At 60.8% G+C, this 23,753-nt stretch carries 18 protein-coding genes, 3 other RNA genes, 4 pseudogenes and 1 other annotated feature; of the genes and pseudogenes, 7 read left to right on the top strand and 18 right to left on the bottom strand.

Features of this window, described 5'->3' with window-relative positions; genetic code table 11:
• Positions 1–187: 187 nt before the first annotated feature.
• The 4 genes from HG421_RS07950 to HG421_RS07935 all read right to left on the bottom strand — a co-directional run bounded on the left by HG421_RS07950 (position 188) and on the right by HG421_RS07935 (position 2,087).
• Positions 188–733, bottom strand: a complete 546-nt coding sequence (locus tag HG421_RS07950; protein ID WP_169705945.1) for a GNAT family N-acetyltransferase — start codon at positions 731–733, stop codon at positions 188–190.
• On the bottom strand, positions 681–1,010 hold the full coding sequence (locus HG421_RS07945) for a DUF1778 domain-containing protein (protein ID WP_104581804.1): 330 nt from the start codon (positions 1,008–1,010) through the stop codon (positions 681–683). Before HG421_RS07945 ends, HG421_RS07950 begins: the two co-directional genes overlap by 53 nt.
• 395 nt (positions 1,011–1,405) lie before the next feature.
• Positions 1,406–1,837 (bottom strand): SymE family type I addiction module toxin, encoded by a 432-nt coding sequence (locus HG421_RS07940; RefSeq protein ID WP_169708129.1) that lies wholly within the window; start codon positions 1,835–1,837, stop codon positions 1,406–1,408.
• The gene (locus HG421_RS07935; RefSeq protein WP_248279483.1) at positions 1,818–2,087 is read right to left on the bottom strand and encodes a hypothetical protein; all 270 of its coding nucleotides are present in this window, start codon (positions 2,085–2,087) and stop codon (positions 1,818–1,820) included. The genes HG421_RS07940 and HG421_RS07935 overlap by 20 nt, the downstream gene beginning before the upstream one ends.
• 595 nt (positions 2,088–2,682) lie before the next feature.
• Between HG421_RS07935 and HG421_RS07930 the strand changes: the two genes are divergently transcribed.
• Positions 2,683–3,714, top strand: coding sequence for a HEPN domain-containing protein (locus HG421_RS07930; protein ID WP_169705943.1), 1,032 nt, complete (start codon positions 2,683–2,685; stop codon positions 3,712–3,714).
• Positions 3,715–4,142: 428 nt separating this feature from the next.
• Here the strand turns inward: HG421_RS07930 and HG421_RS07925 are convergent, their stop codons facing one another.
• Positions 4,143–5,054, bottom strand: coding sequence for a CPBP family intramembrane glutamic endopeptidase (locus tag HG421_RS07925; RefSeq protein ID WP_169705942.1), 912 nt, complete (start codon positions 5,052–5,054; stop codon positions 4,143–4,145).
• Positions 5,055–5,316: 262 nt separating this feature from the next.
• On the opposite strand from HG421_RS07925, the gene HG421_RS07920 reads away from it, so the two are divergent.
• Positions 5,317–6,531 carry an IS4 family transposase gene (locus tag HG421_RS07920; protein ID WP_169705941.1) on the top strand — a complete coding sequence of 405 codons (1,215 nt, stop codon included), beginning with the start codon at positions 5,317–5,319 and terminating at the stop codon, positions 6,529–6,531.
• 100 nt (positions 6,532–6,631) lie between these two features.
• Here the strand turns inward: HG421_RS07920 and HG421_RS07915 are convergent, their stop codons facing one another.
• The 7 genes from HG421_RS07915 to HG421_RS07885 form a co-directional block, all read right to left on the bottom strand.
• Complete coding sequence (locus HG421_RS07915; RefSeq protein WP_169708128.1) at positions 6,632–7,534, bottom strand: XVIPCD domain-containing protein; 903 nt, start codon at positions 7,532–7,534, stop codon at positions 6,632–6,634.
• Positions 7,535–7,638: 104 nt separating this feature from the next.
• Entirely contained in the window at positions 7,639–8,340 is a 702-nt protein-coding gene (locus HG421_RS07910) for a hypothetical protein (protein WP_248279482.1), read from the bottom strand.
• A 101-nt stretch (positions 8,341–8,441) separates the two neighbouring features.
• Positions 8,442–9,059 carry a hypothetical protein gene (locus HG421_RS07905; protein WP_169705940.1) on the bottom strand — a complete coding sequence of 206 codons (618 nt, stop codon included), beginning with the start codon at positions 9,057–9,059 and terminating at the stop codon, positions 8,442–8,444.
• A gap of 86 nt (positions 9,060–9,145) precedes the next feature.
• On the bottom strand, positions 9,146–9,442 hold the full coding sequence (locus HG421_RS07900) for a SymE family type I addiction module toxin (protein WP_429001910.1): 297 nt from the start codon (positions 9,440–9,442) through the stop codon (positions 9,146–9,148).
• Entirely contained in the window at positions 9,415–10,044 is a 630-nt protein-coding gene (locus tag HG421_RS21220) for a hypothetical protein (protein WP_248279481.1), read from the bottom strand. Before HG421_RS21220 ends, HG421_RS07900 begins: the two co-directional genes overlap by 28 nt.
• 86 nt (positions 10,045–10,130) lie before the next feature.
• The gene (locus HG421_RS07890) at positions 10,131–10,547 is read right to left on the bottom strand and encodes a SymE family type I addiction module toxin (RefSeq protein WP_169705939.1); all 417 of its coding nucleotides are present in this window, start codon (positions 10,545–10,547) and stop codon (positions 10,131–10,133) included.
• Complete coding sequence (locus HG421_RS07885; protein ID WP_169705938.1) at positions 10,544–10,816, bottom strand: hypothetical protein; 273 nt, start codon at positions 10,814–10,816, stop codon at positions 10,544–10,546. The genes HG421_RS07890 and HG421_RS07885 overlap by 4 nt, the downstream gene beginning before the upstream one ends.
• Before the next feature lie 375 nt (positions 10,817–11,191).
• On the opposite strand from HG421_RS07885, the pseudogene HG421_RS07880 reads away from it, so the two are divergent.
• The 3 genes and pseudogenes from HG421_RS07880 to HG421_RS07865 all read left to right on the top strand — a co-directional run.
• Positions 11,192–11,653 (top strand): annotated as a pseudogene (locus tag HG421_RS07880) (DNA-binding protein); the annotation flags it as partial.
• A 251-nt stretch (positions 11,654–11,904) separates the two neighbouring features.
• Positions 11,905–14,208 carry a Ulp1 family type III secretion system effector isopeptidase XopD gene (gene xopD, locus HG421_RS21070; RefSeq protein ID WP_211161834.1) on the top strand — a complete coding sequence of 768 codons (2,304 nt, stop codon included), beginning with the start codon at positions 11,905–11,907 and terminating at the stop codon, positions 14,206–14,208.
• A gap of 251 nt (positions 14,209–14,459) precedes the next feature.
• Positions 14,460–15,694, top strand: a protein-coding gene (locus tag HG421_RS07865) for an IS3 family transposase (protein ID WP_169705937.1) whose coding sequence is annotated in 2 segments (ribosomal slippage) — positions 14,460–14,745 and positions 14,745–15,694 — 1,236 coding nt in all. Because the reading frame shifts where the segments join, the coding sequence is not laid out codon by codon here.
• Positions 14,738–14,854: a sequence feature (AL1L pseudoknot), on the top strand. It overlaps the preceding gene by 117 nt.
• Positions 15,695–15,873: 179 nt before the next feature.
• Here the strand turns inward: HG421_RS07865 and HG421_RS07860 are convergent.
• Positions 15,874–16,447: pseudogene (locus HG421_RS07860) on the bottom strand (transposase); the annotation flags it as partial.
• Between the two features lie 116 nt (positions 16,448–16,563).
• Here HG421_RS07860 and HG421_RS07855 point away from each other — a divergent pair.
• The gene (locus HG421_RS07855) at positions 16,564–17,931 is read left to right on the top strand and encodes an IS5 family transposase (RefSeq protein WP_169705936.1); all 1,368 of its coding nucleotides are present in this window, start codon (positions 16,564–16,566) and stop codon (positions 17,929–17,931) included.
• On the opposite strand, the pseudogene HG421_RS07850 reads toward HG421_RS07855, so the two are convergent.
• The 3 genes and pseudogenes from HG421_RS07850 to HG421_RS07840 all read right to left on the bottom strand — a co-directional run.
• Positions 17,911–18,603 (bottom strand): annotated as a pseudogene (locus tag HG421_RS07850) (IS4 family transposase); the annotation flags it as partial. The gene HG421_RS07855 and the pseudogene HG421_RS07850 overlap by 21 nt on opposite strands.
• 239 nt (positions 18,604–18,842) lie before the next feature.
• Positions 18,843–21,928: pseudogene (locus tag HG421_RS07845) on the bottom strand (TonB-dependent receptor).
• Between the two features lie 397 nt (positions 21,929–22,325).
• Positions 22,326–22,401, bottom strand: a non-coding RNA gene (locus HG421_RS07840) — sX9 sRNA.
• Between the two features lie 114 nt (positions 22,402–22,515).
• On the opposite strand from HG421_RS07840, the gene HG421_RS07835 reads away from it, so the two are divergent.
• A complete protein-coding gene (locus HG421_RS07835) occupies positions 22,516–23,118 on the top strand; it encodes a hypothetical protein (protein ID WP_169705935.1) in 603 nt (200 codons plus the stop codon).
• Positions 23,119–23,302: 184 nt separating this feature from the next.
• On the opposite strand, the gene HG421_RS07830 is transcribed toward HG421_RS07835, so the two are convergent.
• A non-coding RNA gene (locus tag HG421_RS07830) (sX9 sRNA) lies at positions 23,303–23,378 on the bottom strand.
• A 192-nt stretch (positions 23,379–23,570) separates the two neighbouring features.
• A non-coding RNA gene (locus HG421_RS07825) (sX9 sRNA) lies at positions 23,571–23,646 on the bottom strand.
• Positions 23,647–23,753: the final 107 nt, after the last annotated feature.

Below are 23,753 nucleotides of genomic sequence, written 5' to 3'. Positions count from 1 at the left end.
CATTACATACTTGGCTGACGAAAATCCGTTTCTTGCTGTAGAAGGGGCGTCCGATGCGCATCCGCTGCACTCCACGCCTGGATGCGCGCTCCGAAGTGGATCTAATCGCCAGGGCGATTACCCAAACGCAAGAACCCCCGAACCGACCTGAGTCAGAGGATTCTTCGCACGGAGCTGTGGAGAGGTATTACGTTTTCAAAAGCTCAGTGATGCTTGCCATAGGCAACCAGAGCTTGAGAGGGTTCGACGCCGCAGGCTGGAACCCGAACTTCTGATAGAAGGGGGCGGCATCTTCCTTGGCATCCACGAACAGTCCCGTGACGCCAATGGCTTCGCTCACCTGTGCGGCTCGCGCGATGGCCTCCATGAGGAGCATCGTGCCGAAGCCGCGCCCTTTCAGTCGTTGATGCACCGCCAGGCGGCCCATGCGGACTACAGGAACATTGCGGGGCAGCTTTGAGCCAGCCGGTGGCAGCTCGCTGTTCATTACCTGCGCTGACGACAGGCTGAAATAGCCGAGGACGGTGGTGTCCTCGATGTCCTCAAATCTTTCCTGGTGCCAAGCGTACAAGCTTCCCTTCATCGGAATTGCCAGGAACGTGCGGCTGACGCCGCGCTTCTGGTGCTGGCTCGCCGTGGTATGCAACCACTCGTTCAATTCCTTGTTGCCGCAATCGAAATCAGCGCGGCTTAGGTGTCCAGCGAACGGTACTACTTCTACTTCCAGTGTCATGGTTTCTCGTCTCCATATGATGTTTCAGGGAGACAGCCAAACGATCGGAGACCGGCTTCGGGTTATCGAGCGCATCCAGAAATTTCTGCATGTCGTTCTGGCTTAGTCGAATGATCGAATGTTCTTCGATGATTCTCTCAGCTTCCCGCAGCGCGGCCTGGGCGACGAACTGGTTCGTCGTTGTTGCCGTCATCTCAGCCGCCTGTTCAATTGCTTGCTGCGCGTAAGCGGTGACTCGGGTCGTTATTCTTGCCCGGTCATTACTGGTCGCATGCATAGGTAACTCCTATGTGTGTTTCGTCTTCACCGGAGCTGGCCAAGCTCTTGGCTTGGTCTGAGCTCGCTGCCTATGTGGTCTGATCGTGCCTACTTCATCTCATGTCTCCTCCTGTTGGTGGACGCAACATAGCCTAGTGGTGCCAAAATGGCAACTAGGGGAAAATCTATTTAGGATTAAATTGCAATAGACGTGGGATACGCAGCAGGCTGAAGCGTCTTCGCAGCGGGCACGGCGCTACAGCCAAGCCCAAGAGGTGCTACTGAAAGTAAAGCAATCGATATGCGCATACCTGGCCCAGGCCCTTGGTAATGTAAGGCCCGAGACTTGGTTCTCCTTCGGTCGGGAAGGTTGGCCTGTTGAACCACGACACCGCCACTGCGACTTCGTTCCAGCTACCGTCGCGCTCTGCGGGATGCGGCCGGCGCCTCCACCGGCGGCAACACCTCCATCAACAACTGCCCTGCGCTGGCGGTGATACGCAGCTTGGTGCCGATGGCAAAGCCCAATTGTTCCAGCCATAGGCCGCTGAGGCGGACGTGGGGCACGTGCTGGTCGCCGCCGTGGTCGTGGGCCCCGGGGTAATGGGTGTAGCTGACGGTGCATTGGCGCGGGCGGCGGGCACGGCGGGGTGCGCGTAGCGTGCCGGGGCCTTGCGGGGAGGCGTCCGGGTCGGGTGGCAGCATCGGTGGCAGCTTGGTGCGGTCGGGTTCCACAACGACCCACTGCACCCGCTTGGGCGGCGCGGGGCGAGTCCGTGTGCGGGTGGGCCGTGCGCTGGCAGATGCGGGGGGTGGCGGCGGCTTGTCATGGCGCCTCCGGGTGATGGCGGGTGATGGTTGCAGCGACGTACTGCTGCAACGGCACAGCCCTGCGTGCGAACTGGCCACGCGAGGGGCGCGGCAACACAACGAGCTGTCGAGTCAGCGAATGCACGGGATCGTCGTTCGCCTGCTCAACAGCTGCGCGTGCGGCGAGCCGGCACAGCACCTCGCCCACATCCCACCGCAGGCGGTGAGCGGAAGCTGGCAACAGATCAACCGGCACAGATACCGGCATGGATGGTGCGGTAGACATGGCAACGCCCTCCTGGAACAACCCAAGAACCGCCGCCAACGGCGACGGGATGTCGGGAGGTTCGAAACCGCTAGTAGCCGGCGGGCATATTCCCCCGAAGGGTGTTGTATTAGCCGCCCTCCCGACGCAGGCATCGCGTCGGTTGCGCCTGCGAAGTGCAGGCACAAAAAACCCACCGGTTTGACGGAGGTGGGTACCGCTACTAGAGGAGTTTCGACGCTCCTTAGGCCTAGATTGCAAGTACGCGGTCTGGCGTGTCAATACACGCTGGCGGGTCTCGCGCGGCCGTGTGCGCCGATTGCGCAGTTCCATACGGGCCACGCAAGCCGAGCGCCGTCGCCTGATGAGTGCACCTGACCCTCAGGTATCGCATTGCTCGAACCGGGACGGGTGATCTACCGGGATGCATACGAGCAATTGAGATCACTTAACATATGGTCTCGATGATGTCTTTGGTATCCAAGCAAGGAACCCAGTAGATCCACTCAGGTGACATGAAGCTGCGCGTCTTTAATCGATCCAGTGAAAGAGTGGTTTGATTGAAACTTAGAAATTAGACTCGTAGGACCCTTGGCTTCCCCGGCACTAAAATTTCATGTCCAAAAGAAATCTAATCACCGAGATTCAGCAAAAGAATGCAAGGGCTTCCGGCCGCTATCTCCACGGGAATCTGGAGCTCTACGAGCTGGAATCGAGCTTTCGCCGACTCGTAGAATCTGATTCAGCGTTGATAGCCCTACATGTGATGGGTATCGCCTCTTGCATTGAAGTTGGTGTCCGGGAAGCGATTAAGCGCTTGGTGGATTCGGGTAGTCCTTTTCTTGACCGCTCGGAGATTTTCAAGGATCACATACGTTTCGATTTCGCGCTGACGAGGGCACTAAGTGCTACTCAAATCACCTTCGGAGATCTAGTTTCTCATTCGCTGCCCGTTAGCAACCTGAGTCATATCGCGTCGCACTTTGTCACATTGTTTTCCAATGGTAGCGATAGGATTGAGTTCAGCAGGATTCTTTCGGAGGTTCGCGAGTACGTCGAGCCTAGCGAGGAAGAAGTTTTTGGGAATGGCGAGGTGGGGATGGCGCAAAGATTCGCACCGTTCCTATTGAAAGACACGGAACGGCTGTTGAGTGATATCTCATCCATATTCGAGACTCGCCACTTAGTCGCCCATGAGGCGAATTTCCAGGCTGTTTCACATACTGACCTGCAAAGATACATGACAAGTGCTCGAAGCTTCCTAGACGCACTTTATGAACTCGTGGAGCAGACCTTGAATCTTGGCATGTCGAGAAGCGGAATGGCCGGGTCAGTTCAGCAATTGGCGAAAGCTGGAAGATTTGTGCAAGAAGCGGAGACGATACAACAGCATGTTTTTGAGAAGATTGCTTCATTAAAATCGGATGGTAATTATCTTCTGGAGTTGTTCAATGAATCGATTAAAGCGTTTCAGGCACATCACGAGGCCGAGTCCAATCTGCGGCTTGCGCTGCACGAGCCGTTTACTGGCAATGCAATGCGCAATATAGAAGCTGACGTCACTTTGCAACTCTGGAAACACCGAATGGCCTATTTGGTTAATCTTGAGGATCAAGTCAAATTCTATGTTGACGTTCAGTCTGATTGAAGAAAATTAAGGTCTTTTAGATGGAACAAATAACGGTTCCAGGTCAACTTCTTTACCGTCGCGCCCATACCTCCGGCCGCGTGGCAGGCATGGGCGCAACATGCTGGGACCTAGAACTTGTAGGTCAACTCCAGGTAAGCCAGCCGGCCCGCGTACCCGCCGGTGTAGAAGCGGGCGCGGGTGTCCAATCTGAGCCCGTTCTTTTGAGTGACCGCTTAGGGTCGGGAGCTGCCCTACCCCCGATAAACATCCCTAATTCTAATGTTGGATAGCAGTTCCCCTACCCTACCGAGAAGCCCCGTAGCGGAGCGTCGATCGGCCCACCGAGCGCTAGCAGACGCTCCATTGCGTGGTCGTCGCCGGTACGGCGCGAATCAGCATCCGATCGGCAAGGGCCCGGACGGGGCGATGCCGCCCGGGCAGTGGCGTTACCTGCTGGTCGGCGAGAAGTTCTGAGCTCCGCGCGTCTTTCGCCACTGGATCCACGCGATCGCGGCGACGAAAAAGACGCTGCACAGGTAACTGCCTTCCGGCCCTTCCGCGCCACCGGTCAAAGCGTCGAGGCCTTGCGGGCGCAGCGCTACCAGCAGCGCCGGCAAGTGCGCATCCATGCCGGTGACGGGCAGTTCGAAGCCGGTGGCGAGCAACCAGTTCCACCCCGCGTGCCAGCCCATTATGCCCCAGATATTGCCAGTCCGCAGCGCCCAGGCGCAGGCGAACAGCGAGAACAGGAACATGCCGAGCATGACCCGGGGCGGCTGGTGCGGGCTGAAATGCAGGACGCAGAAAACGAGCGACACCAGCAGCACTGCCACCGCGACATTGGTCTTGCGCGCCACCACCGACAGCATCCAGCCGCGGAAGATGACTTCCTCCACGCTCGCCTGGAACATGAAACTCAATAGCAGCAGACCGATGTGCAGCAGACTGACGGGCGACCGCCAGGCCTGCCCCAAGCCCGCCGCCTGCATGCCGCCAGCCATCCAGATCGCAACTACGACCAGCGCGATCGTGCCGAATCCAACGGCCAGTCCGCGCAGGAAGGTTTTCAGCGGCGCCGGATCGGTCAGCCCGATACTCCCCAGCGAGCGCCCTTCGACGAAGCGTACCCAGGCGAGCACGGCCGCCAGCGTCGGCGCGAAGCCGATCCAAAGCAGCGCATACAAGCCAGGGAGGCCGATCGGATCGCCGCGCGGCGTCGACCAATGCTGCGACTGCATCCACCCGTCCAGCGCGATCACCGGTACCGCGTTGAACAGGATCATCAGGATCGGCGTCAGCCAGGCCCAGGGCAGCCAGCCGCGGGCCGGATCGGGCGAATACAGGGCAACGGGGGTCATGTGGGGCTCCAGGTCGACGTGATCGCCGCTGCAAGTTGCCATCCGCGCGGGGGCGTGGCTACCCGTTTGGGACCAAGCCACAGAAGCCGCCGACGAATCACCCGAAATCGCCGACGAAATGGCGCTGGAAATAACGGTTCCAGGTTCTGAGGCATCCCCACATATCTTCCCGCGAGATCAAGCACTTGGTGCGCCAGATGTGGAAGAAGGTGCGCGCATGGGGCACGCTTCAAGGTGACTAAGCCAGAGAAGAGTGCCAACCATGCGCGCCAGCGAAGTATTGCAGAAGTGCCTGTCCAACTCACTCTCCGGGATGCATGCATTACGCCAGCGCGCCTTGCTGCGCGCGGTTGAAGCGCTGGTGCACGGAGGCCGGCTGACGCTGATCGACATCGCACGCGCGTGGCCTGGGGCGACGCGCGTACGTGCGCCCCTCAAGGCATGCGACCGCCTGCTGTGCAATCGCACCTTGTATGCCGAGCGATCGGTGATCGAGCGGGACATGGCGCATTGGCTGTTGCGCGGGGCGCAGCCGGTGATCGTGATCGATTGGAGCGACCTGAAGCCGGACAAATCGTGGTGCCTGCTGCGCGCCGCCGTGCCGGTCGGTGGGCGCACGCTCACCTTGCTGGACATGGTTGTCTCGGGAAAAGAGCAAGGCTCGCCCGGGGCAGAGAAGCGTTTTTTGCAGCAACTGCGCGCACTGATTCCAGACGATGTGTGTCCGATCCTGGTCACGGACGCCGGATTCCGCACGCCATGGTTCCGCGCGGTGTCAGCGATGGGCTGGGATTGGGTCGGGCGTCTGCGCGGTCGCACCCAGGTCAAACCGCAAGACGTGCCCGATGATGCAACGCAATGGATCGATAGCCGACGCCTGCATGCACTGGCGTCCAACCGTGCACACGAATTGCCACCGATGCAGGCCAATCGCAGCGATCCACTCGATTGCCGCCTGGTGCTCTACGCCAAGACACCGCAGGGACGGCAGCAACGCAATCGACGCTCACCGGCCAAGGTTTCGCGCGCCTCATCGAGTTTGAAAGCAGCAGCGCGTGAGCGCGAGCCATGGCTGATCGTTGCCTCCCCGCAGTTACACGCACCCAGCGCGAAGCAATTGATCAAACTGTATGCACGACGGATGCAGATCGAACTGGCATTTCGTGATCTGAAGTCGCATCGCTACGGCCACGCGATGGAAGACAGCCTGACCCGTCGAGGCGAGCGGCTGCAGATCCTGTTGTTGCTCAACACGCTGGCCACCTTCGCCAGCTGGCTGGCAGGACTGGGCTGCGAAGCCACGGGCATCGCCCAATGGCTATCGCCACGCAACAGCACACGCAAGCTCTACTCGACACTGCGCGTCGGCCGCGAGGCGTTGGTCAGGCGCTGGCCGATGGAACCGGTCTCACGCTGGCTGGAACGCTTGCGCACATTGCCTGACGCAGTGCGCGCGCAGATGACGCTGGTGCTTTAAAAACGTGGGGATACCTAAGAAACTGGAACCGTTATTTCTATGGCCTGGCGACGGCCAGGCTGCCGTGGAATTGAAGCTGGAACCGTTATTTCACTAGACCTCACACCATCGGGTGTTGAGGCGCAATCGACTGCTCTCGCTGTTGCTCCTGTTGCTGGGATTGCTGTGGGCGCTGAGTTTCGCCCAAGGCCTGTAATTGCGCCATGGATTGCTCGACGGGCTGCGCAATCGCATCGCTCGTCTTCATATGCGCCATCTTGTGAGCGGGATCGTTCAACGCGCCTTCCACAACGAAAACGTTCTCACCCTGTCGCACGGACTTGGTGTTCTCGCTCAGCACAACATGATCGATTCGCGACAGCCCGTTCTCTTTAGCTAAATACGCGCTGCTTGCTGCCAGCCGTGCGCTGTTGTCGTCGTATTCGCGGCCGAGACCTTGCTCAAGGCGGCGAACGGCTTCTTCTGCTTGGTGATGCAGCGGATCTGTTGGCAGCACTCTCGCGAGCTGTGTTGCTTCCTGTAGTGGAGAAACCTGCTCACCGGGCGGCTGCGCCTCACCAATCACCTTCTGCCAAAGTTCCTGCTTGGGCTTCGGATTGTTGTGCTCCTTATTCAACTCACTTTTAGGCACAGGAGCAGGAATGCTCTTGATATCGTCTACGTTTTCTACGGGTCTGATATCCCCCTCAAAGCCTTTATCGATTCCGTCTTTTGTCTTCCGGTGCAGTCCAGCGTGGTTGAGCGCATCCCACGTGAAGTCGATACAACTATTTTTAGCACCGTGATATTCCATATTGAACCCATGCTTTGCAGGGGCTACGCCGAAAGCCTCCAGCTTTTCATACTGCGCCTTATCGATCTCCATCGTGCGTGAGTAATATGGTTTTTGGTAGGTATCAACGTCATTGAACGAAACTTTTCCTGGCCCGCTAGCCTCGCCATGCTTGATGGGTGAGAACCCATAACTTTTGACAGTCGTTCCGTCGTCAATCGAGTAGTACATATGACCACCGAAGGATGTGCCTCCGGCCATCAACGGCGTACCTGCGGCAGCGACGTAGACAGTGACTGCATAGCGCTTTTCATGATCATCCATGCTCATTCCCCTCACTTTCCTTTGTAGGTGTAAGCGACAAGAAGTTGCGCATTAGCCGCAACCAGCGCCTCGGCGTTCCGATCAAAGCGCAGTTTGAGCCGATAACGGCCTGGCTGGACAGCATTGCTATAGCCGAACGCCAACTCCCTGGACGCGGTCTGTTCAGGAGACAAACCGGCGTCTTGCAGCGTCGTACCGTCCGCATCAAAAGCGAACAGACCAGGAGCCATACCATCAGCTGACAAGGGAATGGACGCCTGCTGACCTACTCCCACACGCTGACTACGCTGCAATTCCACGGAGATCGGACCGGATGGTTCAATACGCTCCAAGTGGAGCTCGGCCGAAACACCAGCGCTAATCAGCCTGTCAGCACTTTGGGAGACGGCAGTTGGATCGACACCGGTGATCCGCACACCGATGAAAACGGGAGGAGTCGCGTCGTCGGGCAGTGCGGGCACATCGAATTCCAGCTCTGTAGGCCCACGATCATGTGGGGTCAAACTCCGTACCAACGGGACGACCGTTCTCATCTCTATCTGCTCCTTTGCGATAGGCACGTTTGCAGGCGGCGGTTGCAGGCTGCAGCCAGCGATCAGGCAGGTAATCAATGCCGTGAGTGCAAAGCGCATTGGATCGTTTGCAAGGGGCACTGCCTTTCTCCAAGAAGTGTTGGTGCTGCAGGGGGAATTTTGACATTTTTTCAATGTCATCGCGTCATGCACGCCTATCAAGTACCCCCAATGCCCTATGCACGCATTGCTTTATGAGGCCTGACAACTCTAGGGCTGAGTGACATGTCCGCCACCTCAGCTTATCGGATGTAGACCCACTCGACGCATTTGTGCGACACCAACGCTTGTGGTTCCGCAGCCTCGCCTCGTGGGAAGACCTCTACACGCATCCCTGGGCGGCTAAAGAAATCACTCATCCAGCGACCGTCCTCGACGATGTTGCGCTCGCGCGTGAATCCCATTCTTTCCAGCTGCTGGGTAAAGCGGTCGAAGTCCAGGCCGCAGATCTCGGTCATCGGGGGCGATGCGCCAGCCACATTGCGATCAAAACGGAATTCGAAACAGCGTCCATCGAGCTTGGTTTCATCGACACCAAAGCCGTAACTCCACTCTTTGGTAAGCTGGCCAAAAGCGCGGTATCGGCGTTCATCGTCTTTCACGAACTGAACCGCCTGCCCCATCGCCGAATTCAGACGCTCGGGAGTGAAGTCGGAGATGGTCTGGCTGCCTTCGATCAAGGCAAGCAGCTGTCCAAGCAAATTCTCCGCAGTGGGCTTACCAGGCGGCACAGCGTCAGGGTAGGATGAACGCGTGGCAGATGTCTCCGTGACGGTTGCCGGGGCTGGGGTGGCCGCCGTGTGGGCGCATGCGCCCAGAGCGAGGGTGGCGAGCAAGGCGTAGAGGGGGCGCGCGATCATGAAGCGTCCGTTGTGCGCTGGTGTGGCTGTGACGCTAGTGGCATCGGGCGCTGAGGTCAATCGCAAGGCGTCCGGCAGCCGCATCATCATCGCCGCACGCCGCGCGCCTTGGCCGGCGCCTCCACCGGCGGCAACACCTCCATCAGCAGCTGCCCTTCGCTGGCGGTGATGCGCAGCTTGGTGCCGATGGCAAAGCCCAGTTGTTCCAGCCATAGGCCGCTGAGGCGGACGTGGGGCACGTGCTGGTCGCCGCCGTGGTCGTGGGCGCCGGGGTAATGCGTGTAGCTGACGGTGCATTGGCGCGGGCGGCGCGCGCGGCGGGGTGCGCGTTGACTCAACATGTCCGCTCCTTGGACTAGCGAATTTGAACCCACTCGATGCACTGATGAGTAGTGCGCGCCAAAGGTTCGTCAGCCTCGCCACGCGGGAAGAGCTCCACACGCATCCCTGGGCGTTGAAAAATATCGCTCATCCATCGCCCGTCCTCGACAAGATTGCGCTGCCGCGAGAAACCCATTTTTTCGAGGTGCGCCGCAAATGCCTCGAAGTCGATCTGGCAGATATCCGACGTAGACGGAGACGCTTCTGGCGGATTAGGCAGGAACAGGAACTCGAACCATGCACCCTTTATTTCGGTTTTGTTGACACCAAACCCGTAGTTCCAGTCTCGGGTCAGCACTCCGCTGGCACCGAACCGCCCGGAACCATCACCGCGATGCTGTACCGACTGGCCCATTGCTCCAGACACATGGTCGGCAGTGAACGATTCAATGCTGGCACTTGTGCGAATCAGCTCCAGTACCCGCTCCAATGCTTCCTGCGCGGTAAGTGGTCCACCTTTGGAAGGATCTGCAGGTACGTGATCGGCTGAGGAACTCATGGCAGATGTCTCCGTGACGGTTGCCGGGGCTGGGGTGGCCGCCGTGTGGGCGCATGCGCCCAGAGCCAGGGTGGCGAGCAAGGCGTAGAGGGGGCGCGCGATCATGAAGCGTCCGTTGTGCGCTGGTGTGGCTGCGACGCTAGTGGCATCCGGCACCGAGGTCAATCGCAAGGGGTCTGGCAGCCGCAGCATCATCGCCGCACGCTACGCGCGCTGGGCGGCGCCTCCGCCGGCGGCAGCACCTCCATCAACAACTGCCCTTCGCTGGCGGTGATGCGCAGCTTGGTGCCGATGGCAAAGCCCAGTTGTTCCAGCCATAGGCCGCTGAGGCGGACATGGGGCACGTGCTGGTCGCCGCCGTGGTCGTGGGCGCCGGGGTAATGGGTGTAGCTGACGGTGCATTGGCGCGGGCGGCGGGCACGGCGGGGTGCGCGCAGGGTGCCGGGGCCTTGCGGGGAGGCGTCCGGGTCGGGTGGCAGCATCGGTGGCAGCTTGGTGCGGTCGGGTTCCACAACGACCCACTGCACCCGCTTGGGCGGCGCGGGGCGAGTCCGTGTGCGGGTGGGCCGTGCGCTGGCAGATGTGGTGGGTGGCCGGTGGCGTGTCATGGCGCCTCCAATTGGCGGCGGGTAGCGCTAGGTGCAGCGACGCACTGCTGCAACGCCACGTCGATGCGTGCAGAAAGGCGATGCAGGGCCTGCGACAACACGCCGGGCTGGTTGAGCAACTGCTGCGCAAGATCGTCGCTGGCCTGCTCAACGGCCGCGCGTGCGGCCAGACGGTGCAGCACTTCGCCTACCTCGCTCAGCAAGCTGTGGGCGGAAGCTGGCAACGGATAACCCGGCACCGATGCCGGCACGGATGATGCGATAGACATGGCAACGCCCTCCTGGAACAACCCAAGAACCGCCGCCAACGGCGACGGGATGTCGGGAGGTTCGAAACCGCTAAGAGCCGGCGGGCGTATTTCCCTTGCGGGTGTTGTATTAGCCGCCCTCCCGACGCAGGCATCGCATCGGCTTGTACCTGCAGGATGCAGGCACAAAAAACCCACCGGTTTGACGGAGGTGGGTACCGCTCTTAGAGGAGTTTCGACGCTCCTTGGAACTAGATTGCAAGTACACGGTCTGGCGTGTCAATACACGCTGGCGGGTCTCGCGCGGCTGTGTGCGCCGCTTGCGCAGTTCCATACGGGCCACGCAAGCCGAGCGCCGTCGCCTGATAAGTGCACCTGACCCAATCACGGTCGCTTCGGCACGCGCACCAAGTGCAGGAGTTGCAGGTCGCCCTGCGGCAGGCCAACGAGGCGCTGACCGCCAAGAACCACGACCTGATGCAGCTCAACCGGGAGAACGGCAAGTGGCTGGAACGCCAGACCCGCCTGGAGCGTGAACTGGCGCAGGCACGCCAGCGGGCGGATGCCCAGCAACACGAGCACGACGCGCTGCGCCTGACGGCCGCCAAGCACCAAGCCCTGCAGGCGCGCTGGACCCAAGATGTCCACTCGCTGGAAGGCGTGCGCGCCGAACTGGCTGTGGCGCGGACCGAGCTGGTCGAAGAGCGTCAGCGCCGGAAACGCGCCGAGGCGGACACCTTGCGGGCCACGGTGCGCCTGAGCACGCTGGAACAACTTCTGGCGCAGCAGCTGCCACCGCGCCCCGTTGGAGAACCCGAAAGCGCCATCGCAGCCGGTGCAATGCCGGCAGGCGGGTGATCAGCCAGCGATTCACGCCAGACCGCGACACGGGAAGATCGCTGCCGAGAAAAACTATTCGCTTTTAGCGATTTAATTACATCGGGAATGTTCAATAGTATCAATCCCCACCGGACTTTTCACTTCAAATAATGGATGCACTATTTAATTTTGACTATAAAAAATATCGCGAAATGACGGAAGCGGCGGATGATCGCCGCAATTCTCCGCCCCCTGAAGAACACAGCGAAAACCACGGCGCGGGTTATAACATGCATCCGCTGTTTGAATCCCTCCCGCGAAGAAATTCCACGCAAGTGCATGCCGATGCCTCAGTCCATCGGATGCGGGCCGCCGCGTCGACCTCCGAAACCCATACGGATTACTCAGAAATATTAGAACTAATCGGCGCCTATGGCGATAACAAAGACATGCGCGCGCTACAAAGAAGATTTACAGGTTTTTCTCGCTTTTTGGCAGACAGTGGCCTGTCACATGTAAGTGGCAGGCAGATGCTTCAGGAATTGAATGAAGGTCAACGCGACCAAGTCATACATCAAATAATAAGACGAATTGAGCATTCTGCGGATGCTGAATATCGAGAAATTGCGCTGAGCCGACTGGAGTCGCAGTGCAGTCGAAACATTGTGCTGAGCCAATGGGCCTTGGATCGCATTGCCCAAGCCAAAGACAAAGCCAAAGCCGAAACCAAAGCCAAAACCACGGCCAAAACCACGGCCAAAGCCAAAGCCAAAGCCAAAGCCAAAGCCGAAGCCGAAACCAAGGCCAAAGCCAAAGCTGAAGCCACAGACGTGGCCCAACGCAAGACCAACGAAATTATAGAATATCTACCAATATATGAAGCATTAGGGAAAGTGCCACCGGCTGTGGCATTCTCTAATTACTTGCATGGTGATGGCTCATTTGGCAAGACGCTACGTAACATCCTTCCATACATCACCCCAGATCAGAAGAAAAGATTTGTTCTAGCAAGCGAGAGGCGCAAACTGGCCTTGGCCGCTCAAAGCAAGCCTCTAAAAGGCGTATTCCGGACCCTCCATCAAGACCCAGATTTGCTTCTTGAAATTTCAAGAAAATTCAGCAATAGAGCGTACAGTATCGAAGACGCAAGAAGCGGATATTTATCACAAGCAAGGCTGGAAGAAATGGTCGACCAGGAAACCGGCGAACTGACTCCTCTGGGTGAAGCCGTGATTTCAGGAGCATCCGAAGGCATCCAGGCGGCAATTCGCGCCAATTTCAGACTTCGTTATCAACAACCGGACCTGCCTCCATACAGTCCCACTCAGGCCTTCCATCGGCCAGAAGAAACGTGGCATCCCGATGCTCCGGCGGATTCTTCCTATTCGTCCCTATTGCCGCCCACCCCCTCTGGTGGTTGGCAGTTGCCGCCCACCCCCTATGGCGGTTGGCCGCAGAACGCATCAGGTGAGTGGCATCCCGATACTCCGGCGGATTCTTCCTATTCGTCCCTATTGCCGCCCACCCCCTCTGGTGGTTGGCCGCAGAACGCATCAGGTGAGTGGCATCCCGATACTCCGGCGGATTCTTCCTATTCGTCCCTATTGCCGCCCACCCCCTCTGGTGGTTGGCAGTTACCGCCCACCCCCTATGGCGGTTGGCCGCAGAACGCATCAGGTGAGTGGCATCCCGATACTTCGGCGGGTTCTTCCTATCCTGCATGGCCAGCCCAGCCCGAAGCATCGAGTTCCACCTTCGATGATCTCGAGTCCTTGGACTATAGGCAGAACTATGGTTATCGCGAATTCGACCTCAACACCCCCCAGGAAGAAGAGGAGCTTTGGGACTACAGCACGCAGACTCCCGTGGGGCACTCGGCCATGAGTCCCGAGAGGATCGATGTGGACAATCTGCCGTCGCCCCAGGACGTCCCAGACCCCGAGCTTCCTCCAGTGACGGCCACTTCGTGGCTGCAAGATGGACATCTGCGCGCCTACACCGACGACCTCGCTCGTCGATTGAGAGGACAGCCCAATGCCCATTTACTCCACTTTGCCGACTCACAGGTAGTGGCCATGCTGAGTTCCACAGATCCAGACCAGCAGTCCCGCGCACGGCGCCTTCTTGTCGGAGACGAAGCCCCACCTATCGTGTTCCTGCCGATCAATCAGCCCAACGCGCACTGGTCATTGCTCGTCGTCGACCGTCGTAACGAGGACGCCGTTGCAGCCTACTACTACGATTCCATGGCACAGACGCAGCCCCAGCAACGCTACCTTGCCGACATGGCGGCCTACCACCTTGGCCTTGATCATGAGCAAACTCAGGAAATGCCCACCGCGATACAGCCGGACGGTTATTCCTGCGGCGATCATGTGCTGACCGGAATAGAGACGCTGGCTCACAGGGTGATCGACGGCACCTTCGACTACGCGGGCGGCAAAGACCTGCGTGATATCGAACCAGACCGCGGCCTCATCAGGGATCGTCTTGCCCAAGCGGAGCAAGCTCCAGCAGAAAGCAGCGTCAGGCAAGCTCCCGAACGGCCCATCGAACAGAAGAAAAAGAAAAGCAAGTGGTGGAAAAAGTTCTAGCAATTTGACCATCGGCGATAGAGGGTCGGCAAGAATCTGTGAAAAAGTTCTTGTCTGACAGCAAGTTAGCTCACTTTTGAGTAGCTTTTTACATGAATCCTGCCGACCCTCAGGTAGTGGAGCCGGTGGAAGCCTTTTATCTGGCAACGTCATGTTTTTACGAGAAAAATTGGATTTTGCAAGTCATTTTTACACGCATGTTGAACCGCCCCGGGAACCCCGGATGCTCCATTACTTGAGAAGATGGAGCCATGAGCAGAGCAAGCAAGTTTTCCCCAGAGGTCCGGGAGCGATCGGTGAAGATGGTGCTGGAGCACCAGGGCGAGTACGCGTCGCAGTGGTCGGCGATTGTGTCGGTGTCGGCCAAGGTGGGCTGTACGGCCGAGACGTTGCGCGGCTGGATCCGGCAGTACGAGCGTGATGGCGGCAAGCGCGAGGGCGTGACGACAGCCGAGAAGGAGCGCATCAGGTTGCTTGAGCGCGAGGTGCGCGAACTGCGCCAGGCCAACGAGATCCTGCGCAAGGCGTCGGCGTATTTTGCCCAGGCGGAGCTCGACCGCCCCTTCAAGAGGTGAAGCGCTTCATCGACGACCATCGCGACGTTCACGGGGTCGAGCCGATCTGCAAGGTGTTGCCGATCGCCCCGTCGACGTATTACGCGCACGCAGCCCGAAAGTCCGATCCTGAATTGCGCTCGGCAAGGGCCAAGACGGACGAGGCGTTGATGCCTGAAATCAGGCGTGTGTGGGACGAGAACTTCCAGGTCTATGGCGTACGTAAGCTCTGGCGGCAGATGCGGCGGGAGAAGTTCGCTGTTGCGCGCTGCACCGTGCAGCGTCTGATGAAGCGTCTGGGCCTGCGCGGGGTCATCCGCGGCAAGGCGGTGCGCACGACGGTGAGCGATGCGAAGGCGCCGTGCCCGCTCGATCAGGTCAACAGGCAGTTCACCTCGGATCGGCCAAACGCGTTGTGGGTCTCGGACTTCACCTATGTGTCGACGTGGCAAGGCTGGATCTACGTGGCCTTCGTCATCGACGTGTTCGCACGCCGGATCGTGGGCTGGAAGGCGTCGCCGTCGATGCAGACCGACCTGGTGCTCGATGCGCTCGAGCAGGCGCTGCATGCGAGGAAGCCGGTCGGACCGGATCGTTTGATCCACCACAGCGACCGGGGCGTGCAGTACGCCTCGATCCGCTACACCGAGCGGCTCGCCGAGGCCGGCCTGGAGCCCTCGGTGGGCAGTGTGGGCGACTCGTACGACAACGCACTGGCTGAGACCATCAACGGCCTGTACAAGGCCGAGGTGATCCACCGCAGGTCGTCCTGGCGCACGCGCGAGCAGGTCGAGTGGGCCACGCTCACCTGGGTCGATTGGTTCAACAATCGCCGCTTGCTTGAGCCGATCGGCAACATCCCACCGGCCGAGGCCGAAGCCAACTATTATTCCAAACACAAGCAACCCAACGAGTCCGCCATGTCGGCGTGACTCAAACCAAGGAGTCTCCGGGAAAAGCGGGGCGGTTCATGTCGGCTGGACCCCAAGCTCTACTCAACACTGCGCGTCGGCCGCGAGGCGTTGGTCAGGCGCTGGCCGATGGAACCGGTCTCACGCAAGCTGGAAGGCTTGCAAATAACGGTTCCAGTTTCTTAGGTATCCCCACGTTTTTAAAGCACCAGCGTCATCTGCGCGCGCACTGCGTCAGGCAATGTGCGCAAGCGTTCCAGCCAGCGTGAGACAGGCTCCATCGGCCAGCGCCTGACCAGCGCCTCGCGGCCGATGCGTAGTGTCGAGTAGAGCTTGCGTGTGCTGCTGCGTGGCGATAGCCACTGGGCGATGCCGGTGGCTTCGCAGCCCAGTCCTGCCAGCCAGCCAGCTAGCGAAGGTGGCCAGCGTATGGAGCAACAACAGGATCTGCAGCCGCTCACCGCGCCGGGTCAGGCTGTCTTCCATCGCGTGGCCGTAGCGATGCGACTTCAGATCACGAAATGCCAGCTCGATCTGCATCCGTCGTGCATACAGGTTGACCAATTGCTTCGCGCTGGGTGCGTGTAACTGCGGGGAGGCAACGATCAGCCATGGCTCGCGCTCACGCGCTGCTGCTTTCAGGCTCGATGATGCGCGCGAAACCTTGGCCGGTGAGCGTCGATTGCGTTGCTGCCGTCCTTGCGGTGTCTTGGCGTAGAGCACCAGGCGGCAATCGAGCGGATCGCTGCGATTGGCCTGCATCGGTGGTAATTCGTCGTCCCTGAAAATCCCCACCATCCCAGTCACAGCAAGGCTTCACCGGCCGCGCAGGCGTGCCGGAACTACCAGTTTTCGCTACGCTGTGGGCTGATTTCTTGCAATTTCCGTCCATGCGTACACGCCGCCCTGCTGCCGAAGACACCCCCGCCGAGGAGTTGTTTCGTTCGCGCCTGGAGAACCAGATCGATCTACGCCATCCGCTGGCGCAGTTGAGTCAACGGATGCCGTGGGCCGCGTTGGAGCAGGCGCTTTGCTCGCACTTGCCGGCCACGCCCGCCGGAGGTGGGCGTCCGGCCTTGCCGGTGCGCTTGATGACCGGTTTGCTGTACCTCAAGCACGCCTATGACCTGTCCGACGAAGCGGTGTGCGAGCGCTGGCTGGAGAATCCGTACTGGCAGTTCTTCACCGGTGAGGTGGTGTTCCAGACGCGTCTGCCATGCGATGCCAGTTCGCTGACGCGCTGGCGTCAGCGCCTGGGCGAAGCTGGGATGGAAGAGGTCCTGGCGCACACGATCAATGCGGTGCACGCGATGAGGGCGGTGGATGCACGCGAGTTGTCGCGGGTGATCGTGGATACCACGGTGCAGGAAAAGGCAATCGCCTATCCGACCGACAGCCGTCTGCTGGAGGTGGCACGCAAGAAGCTGGTGCTGCTGGCCAAGCGCCACGGTATTGCGCTTCGGCAAACCTACGCACGGCAAGGCCCTGCCTTGAGCCGCAAGGCGGGCCGCTATGCCCATGCGCGCCAGTTCAAGCGCATGCGAGCTGCGCTGCGGCGCCAACGCACAGTGTTGGGGCGCGTGGTGCGCGATATGCAGCGCAAGCTGGACGCAGTGGAGGACAGCGTGCGCGAGCGCATCGCTGTGTGGCTGGACCGTGCGCAACGCCTGTACACGCAGCACCCCAAGGACAAGCACAAGCTGTATGCGTTGCATGCTCCGGAGGTGGAATGCATCGGCAAGGGCAAAGCGCGTCAACCGTACGAGTTTGGCGTGAAGGTCGGCATTGCGGTGACGGCCTGCAAGGGATTGGTCGTGGGTGCGCGCAGTTTCCCCGGCAATCCGTACGACGGCGATACCTTGGCCGAGCAACTGGAGCAGACACGCGGATTGCTGCAAGACGTGGCTGTCGCCCCGACGGTAGCGATCGTGGACCTGGGCTATCGCGGGCGCGAGGTCGATGGGGTACAGGTGCTGCACCGTGGGAAAGCCAAGACGCTGACGCGCCGGCAGTGGCACTGGATCAAGCGACGGCAAGCCGTGGAGCCGGTGATCGGCCATCTGAAAGACGACTGCCGGCTGCGCCGCTGCAGATTAAAGGGCACCCAAGGCGATGCACTGCATGTCCTGGGCTGCGCCGCCGGCTACAACCTGCGCTGGTTGATGCGCTGGATCGCGCTTTTGCGTGCCTGGATCCGTGCCATGTCGCAGTTATCCCTGGGCGCCATGGATCGGTCACAGCTCGCAATTGGCGTCTGAAAAGGATTTTTCAGAGACGACTAATTCGTGTGCTTGGTTGGACGCCAGCGCATGCAGGCGTCGGCTATCGATCCATTGCGCTGCATCATCGGGCACGTCTTGCGGCTTGACCTGCGTATGTCCGCGCAGGCGCCCGACCCAATCCCAGCCCATCGCCGACACCGCGCGAAACCATGGCGTGCGGAATCCGGCGTCCGTGACCAGGATCGGACACACATCGTCTGGAATCAGTGCGCGCAGTTGCTGCAAAAAACGCTTCTCTGCCCCGGGCGAGCCTTGCTCTTTTCCCGGGACAACCATGTCCAACAAGGTGAGCGTGCGCCCACCGACCGGCACGGCGGCGCGCAGCAGGCACCACGATTTGTCCGGCTTCAGGTCGCTCCAATCGATCACGATCACCGGCTGCGCCCCGCGCAACAGCCAATGCGCCATGTCCCGCTCGATCACCGATCGCTCGGCATACAAGGTGCGATTGCACAGCAGGCGGTCGCATGCCTTGAGGGGCGCACGTACGCGCGTCGCCCCAGGCCACGCGCGTGCGATGTCGATCAGCGTCAGCCTGCCTCCATGCACCAGCGCTTCAACCGCGCGCAGCAAGCTGCGTTGACGTAATGCATGCATCCCGGAGAGTGAGTTGGACAGGCACTTCTGCAATACTTCGCTGGCGCGCATGGTTGGCACTCTTCTCTGGCTTAGTCACCTTGAAGCGTGCCCCATGCGCGCACCTTCTTCCACATCTGGCGCACCAAGTGCTTGATCTCGCAGGAAGAAATGTGGGGATACCTCAGTTCCAGGTTCACTTCCACAGAAATAACGGTTCCAGGCTCACTTCCACTACAGCCCGGCAATCCCCAAACCATCGCGCCCGTACCGTCCGCCACGCGGCAGGCATGGGCGCGACACGTTGGGAACTAGAACTTATAGGTCAGCCCCAGATACGCCAGCCGGCCTGCGTAGCCGCCGGTATAGAAGCGGGCGCGGGTGTCGTCGCCCAGGTGCGAGCGGGACTCCTGCTTGGTCAGGTTCAGCACCGAGGCGGTGAGGCTGAGTGCCGGGGTGATGTTGTAGGCCGCATTGACATCGATCTGGTAGTACGGCTCCTCAAAGACGTTTAGGCCATTGATCAGGCCCTGCACCAGCTCGCCGCGACGGTTGTACGAGGCGCGCAGCAGCAGGCTGTCGGTCTCGTAGAACACGGTGAGGTTGGTCTGGTTTTTGGCGCTGCCCGGCATGGAGGTCTTGCCGGCCTCGGTCCCGTCTTCCAGCCGCACCGCCGCCTTGCTGGCGTCGTTGTAGGTGTAGTTGAACTGCACACCAAGTCCGAACGGCAGCGTGTGTTGCGCGTACAGCTCCACACCCTGCGAAACCGCATCCTGGCCGCCGGCCTGGGTGCTGTAGTTCTGCACGGTGACCGGTTGCCCGTCGACCATCATGTTGACGTCGCTGATCACGTCGACCGCGAAGTTCTCCACGTTCTTGCGGAACAGCCCCACACCCGCCACCGAACCCGGGAGGAAATACCATTCCAGCCCCAGTCGAACTGGTTGGCCTTGTACGGCTCCAGGTTCTTGTTGCTGCCGGAGCCGTACCAGCCCTGCTCGCTGGCACCGCCGGTCAGGCGCCGGTCGGCCACGTACTCCGGACTGTAAAACTCCAGGCTGCCAGGCGCTGCGATGTCGTTGTAGCTGGGGCGTGCGATCACTTTCGACGCTGCCGCGCGTAGCAACAGGTCGTAGGCCAGGTTGAAACTCGGCAGCACGTCGGTGTAGTTGCGGTCCAGTCCGCTGACCACGAACGACTCGGTGCGTTGCACGCTGTCGGCCAAACGCCAGTAGCCTTCGGTGCCGCAATAGGTATCGGCCGGGGCGCCGCCGGGGGCGGCGGCGCCCTGCTGGCAGGCCAGCGGATTGCCGTCGGCGCCGTCGAAGAAGTAGTCGTTGTAGGCGGTCACCTTGTCGGTGGACTCGGCACGCTGGCCGGTGCGCGCCACCCGCACGCCGACGTTGCCGCGCAGCCGCTCGGTGTGGAAGTTGAGCTGCAGGTAGCTGGAATAGATCTCTTCGTCGACGTTGTAGACGAAGTTGTCTTCGCTGCGGGTCTGCATCGCGCCGTAGGTTTGGTTCAAGTAACCGATGTAGCCCGGGAAGTTGATCGACGGGAACGCGCTGGCGTTGAATCCACCAGCCAGGTTGTCCTGCGCGAACAGCAGGCCCGGCGAGAACTGCGTGGCGATGGCATTGCAGCGCCCATTCCAGTAGCGGTTGTCGTAGTCGCCCGGGTCGGTGCCCGGGCATACCCAGTAGTTGTTGCCGGTACTGCGGTGGATGCCGCCGTCGCGACGCTTGATGCCGAACTGCAGCGAGTCGAGGAAATTGCCATCCATATGCCAGGTGGTATCGATCTGCGCGTACTGCTGCTGATTGGTGTTGCGGGTCCAGGACGAGCCGGTCGAGCCCAGGTCGACCTGCAGGATGCCGTCGCGCAGGTTCTGCATCAGCTCCGGCGAGAACGTCATGCTCGGTGTGCCGGTCAGGTCCCAGGCGCTGGCGAAGTTGCCGTTGGTCCAGCTGCCGTCGGCGTTCTGCAGGCGCGGCTTGATCGGCAGGGAAAACTGCAGCTCCGGCCCGCCCTTGGCCCAGGTGCGGCCGGCCTTGAACGCCACGTCCACCTGCTCGCCACGCCATTCGCCGCCCAGGTCCACCGTCTGCGACTGCGATTTCTCGATGTTGTAGCTGCCGGTGATCTGCGGCGTGGGCACCGTGCAGTCGTCCGAGCCCCAGCCGCCAGGCGGCAGGCCGGCCGCGGCGGCCTGCGCCTCGCTGCAGTAGTAGGTCTTGCCCGGACGCAGGCTGTAGGCGGCGCCAGTGACAATCGTGCCGCTGGGATCGAACTGCAGCCGGTCGAGCAGACGGCCGCCGCGCCAGTTGCCGTCGCCGTTGTAACGGGCGATGTTCCACTCGGGAATCTTAATGGTATTGGTCTGCGAATTCTGCGACAGGTCGAAGCGGAAGTAGTTCGCGGTCAGCGTCAGGTCGTCGGTCGGTTTGAACTGCAAGGTCAGCTGCCCGCCCTTGCGCTCGCGCTCCTCGCGTTTGGCGTCCAGGCTGACCGCCGTCGGCATCATGAAACCGGTGGAGTAGTCGCCGTCCTGGGTCCAGAAACCGGTCCCACCCCACCAGTTGGCGTTGAAGTCCGACGGATTTCCGTTCACGTCGACCGCCGGGCCGACTTCATCGCGCCCGTACCACTGCCAGCTCTCGGTGCTGGCATCGAGCGTGCGCGCGGTGCGCTTTTGCTGCGTGTAGCCAACGAAGACACCGAAGCGGTTGTCCTTGTCGTGCCACGAGTACGAACCGGAGAACTGGCCGTCGGTCTTCTTGCTGGTATCGGACCAGGTGCCCTCGGCGGAAACGAAGCCGGAGTTTGGCTCCAGTTCCAGCGGGCGCCGCGTCTGCAGGATCACCGTGCCGCCGATGCCGCCTTCGTCGATGCGCGCTTCCGGGGTCTTGTACAGCTCCGCGCTGCCCAGCAGGTTGGACGGCAGCAGCGTGTAGTTGAACGAGCGCGTCGGGTCGCCGTTGGACTCGGCGGTGGCGATGTAGTTGCCGTTCAATTCGGTCAGCACCAGCTCCGAGGACAGGCCGCGCACGCTGACGTTCTTGCCCTCGCCACCGTCGCGGCTGATCACCACGCCGGGCACGCGCTGCAGCGCGTCGGCCACGTTCTTGTCGGGGAACTTGCCCACGTCCTCGGCGGTGATCACATCGACCACGGCGTTGGCGTTGCGCTTCTGCTCCAGGCTTTTTTCGATCGCGTAGCGGTAGCCGGTCACCGTCACCGCGTCCAGGTCCGTGGCCCGCACCGCGGCCTGGCCCGTGGGCGCCGGCGTGCCGTCGGCCTGCTGGGCAGCGGCGGTAGAGGCAGCGCTCGCGAGCAAGGCGATGGCGATACCGGCGGACAACGTGCTGCGGTGGCGTGCGAATGGCGTGCAGTTCATTTCGATCGTGCTCTCCCAAAAATGATCGGCTTCGGCGGAATGCGTCGATCCGACGATCGGACAACAACGCCGCGCGAAGTGACACAAAAATATCCGGCGCCGTTGCGGCAACCCGGCCCCCTCCTCTTGCGTCCGCTTCCGCGCAGATGCAATTAGATCGTTCTAATGCGGTGAGGAACTAAGTACCACAGCCCATGCGGCAACGCATTCTGCCGCGCAACAGACCAGCTGCGTCGTAAGGCATCCACGCTGGGCGGCCGGCCGGCCACGCTCGGACGCGGCACGGCACGGCACGGTCCGTCGCGTCGCCGGCTGCAGCAGCGTGATCGCTGCAAGCGAGAGCCTCGCCTGCAACCGGACGCAAGCGGCTTGGCGAAGCGCCAACACACGTCAGAGCGGCTACCAAAACGTAGCGAGCGGTCGTCAGGTGGGTGCGGACGGCGCGGAGGAACCGCAGTGTACGAGTGGTACATGCCGATTCCGAGCACTGGCCGCGCCCGCCTGACGGACGCGCAGTAGTTTTGTTGGCTGCTCTTAATGGTCATCGGTCATCTCAACGTCTTCAGGGCCGGCATCAGGCATGCGGGATGGTCATCCATGAAGCCGTGGCTCACCCGGACGATTCTGAAATCGTCACACCACTGCGTATCCCGCTCCTTCGCAGCTCGTTGCGTACGGCTAGCATGCTGCGCGCTTCATCAAAATCCTGGCGTCAATGGCACGACGTCGGATTCAACCCCACAGAAAAAATCCATCCACATCACGCAAGGAGATCCCGCATGGCTCAGCCGAAAAAACGTAGTCCCTCCCTGTTGCTGACGCTTTCCCTAGCCCTGCTGGGCGCTTTTGTTGCAGACGCGTCTGCGGGACAAGGGGACATTGGCAACTACACGATACGCGTATTGCCAAGTCCCGCGGGCCCGTGGCAGGCCTATGCAGACCTGAAAAGCACTGACGGCAGGACGCTTAAACACTGGCAAGAAAAACACGGCAGAAATCAAGGTTATGTCCAATGGAATTATTATTACGGTGGCGACAATGCGCGGATCGACTTATGGGTATCCGCTTACCCAGGCGCGGCTCTGGAGCACTTTGCCTTCGCGCCAGCCGGCGGAAATATCTGCATAGGCTACGTCTACGAGGAGACGAAAAGGATCTGGGCTCCGCTTACGAATGTGGGTGGCTGCTAATAGGGACCAGTTGCCGATGCGCACGAAAGAGGCGTTGGTCTGGCGACAGTCGATTGGATCGGTGCGACTGCAGCCTGTAGGCCGCCCTGTTCCGTGCCGCTCCTGCGCAGCTGCAGGCAGCAATTGGATGGTTTTTCCCAATGCGACCAGACAAAGCGCGCGGCGGCGCGCCAAGATCAAGAACGGCCCACACAGCGTAGCGAGCGGTCGTCAGATGGGTGCGGACGGCACGAAGGAACCGGAGTGTACGAGCGGTACATGCCGCACCGGGCACCGGCCGCGCCCGCCTGGCGGTGAGCGCAATGGTCTTGTTCGCTGCTCTACGCGCATGGACCGCCACAAGACGGAGTTGGCATGGGCGCCGAATCGCCTCCCGGCACTGGGGGCGATAGGCGCACTGCCGGAACGTGCAGTCTCCGCGGCCGGGAAGAGCGTTGCCCGAGACCGAGAGCGGCCAACAAAACGTAGCGAGCGGTCGTCAGGTGGGTGCGGACGGCGCGGAGGAACCGCAGTGTACGAGTGGTACATGCGATTCCGAGCACCGACCGCGCCCGCCTGGCGGCCGCGCAGTCGTTTTGCTAGCTGCTCTGAAGCAGGCCGTGCCCGCCAGCACTGCCTGATGGTGCGCCCACGAA

It is taken from the genome of Xanthomonas campestris pv. badrii (assembly GCF_012848175.1).
Lineage (GTDB): Bacteria > Pseudomonadota > Gammaproteobacteria > Xanthomonadales > Xanthomonadaceae > Xanthomonas > Xanthomonas campestris_C.
Note: the sequence above shows the minus strand (reverse complement) of the source record. Positions and strands in the feature narration are given on the sequence as shown.

Coding starts and splice junctions, on each gene's coding strand:
- HG421_RS07855 (WP_169705936.1), top strand. CDS start 16,564: ATGCGTACACGCCGCCCTGCTGCCGAAGACACCCCCGCCGAGGAGTTG.
- HG421_RS07885 (WP_169705938.1), bottom strand. CDS start 10,816: ATGTCTATCGCATCATCCGTGCCGGCATCGGTGCCGGGTTATCCGTTG.
- HG421_RS07920 (WP_169705941.1), top strand. CDS start 5,317: ATGCGCGCCAGCGAAGTATTGCAGAAGTGCCTGTCCAACTCACTCTCC.
- HG421_RS07915 (WP_169708128.1), bottom strand. CDS start 7,534: ATGTACTACTCGATTGACGACGGAACGACTGTCAAAAGTTATGGGTTC.
- HG421_RS07835 (WP_169705935.1), top strand. CDS start 22,516: ATGGTCATCCATGAAGCCGTGGCTCACCCGGACGATTCTGAAATCGTC.
- HG421_RS07930 (WP_169705943.1), top strand. CDS start 2,683: ATGTCCAAAAGAAATCTAATCACCGAGATTCAGCAAAAGAATGCAAGG.
- HG421_RS07950 (WP_169705945.1), bottom strand. CDS start 733: ATGACACTGGAAGTAGAAGTAGTACCGTTCGCTGGACACCTAAGCCGC.
- xopD (WP_211161834.1), top strand. CDS start 11,905: ATGCATCCGCTGTTTGAATCCCTCCCGCGAAGAAATTCCACGCAAGTG.
- HG421_RS07925 (WP_169705942.1), bottom strand. CDS start 5,054: ATGACCCCCGTTGCCCTGTATTCGCCCGATCCGGCCCGCGGCTGGCTG.
- HG421_RS07905 (WP_169705940.1), bottom strand. CDS start 9,059: ATGATCGCGCGCCCCCTCTACGCCTTGCTCGCCACCCTCGCTCTGGGC.
- HG421_RS07935 (WP_248279483.1), bottom strand. CDS start 2,087: ATGTCTACCGCACCATCCATGCCGGTATCTGTGCCGGTTGATCTGTTG.
- HG421_RS07910 (WP_248279482.1), bottom strand. CDS start 8,340: ATGACATTGAAAAAATGTCAAAATTCCCCCTGCAGCACCAACACTTCT.
- HG421_RS07890 (WP_169705939.1), bottom strand. CDS start 10,547: ATGACACGCCACCGGCCACCCACCACATCTGCCAGCGCACGGCCCACC.
- HG421_RS07945 (WP_104581804.1), bottom strand. CDS start 1,010: ATGCATGCGACCAGTAATGACCGGGCAAGAATAACGACCCGAGTCACC.
- HG421_RS21220 (WP_248279481.1), bottom strand. CDS start 10,044: ATGATCGCGCGCCCCCTCTACGCCTTGCTCGCCACCCTGGCTCTGGGC.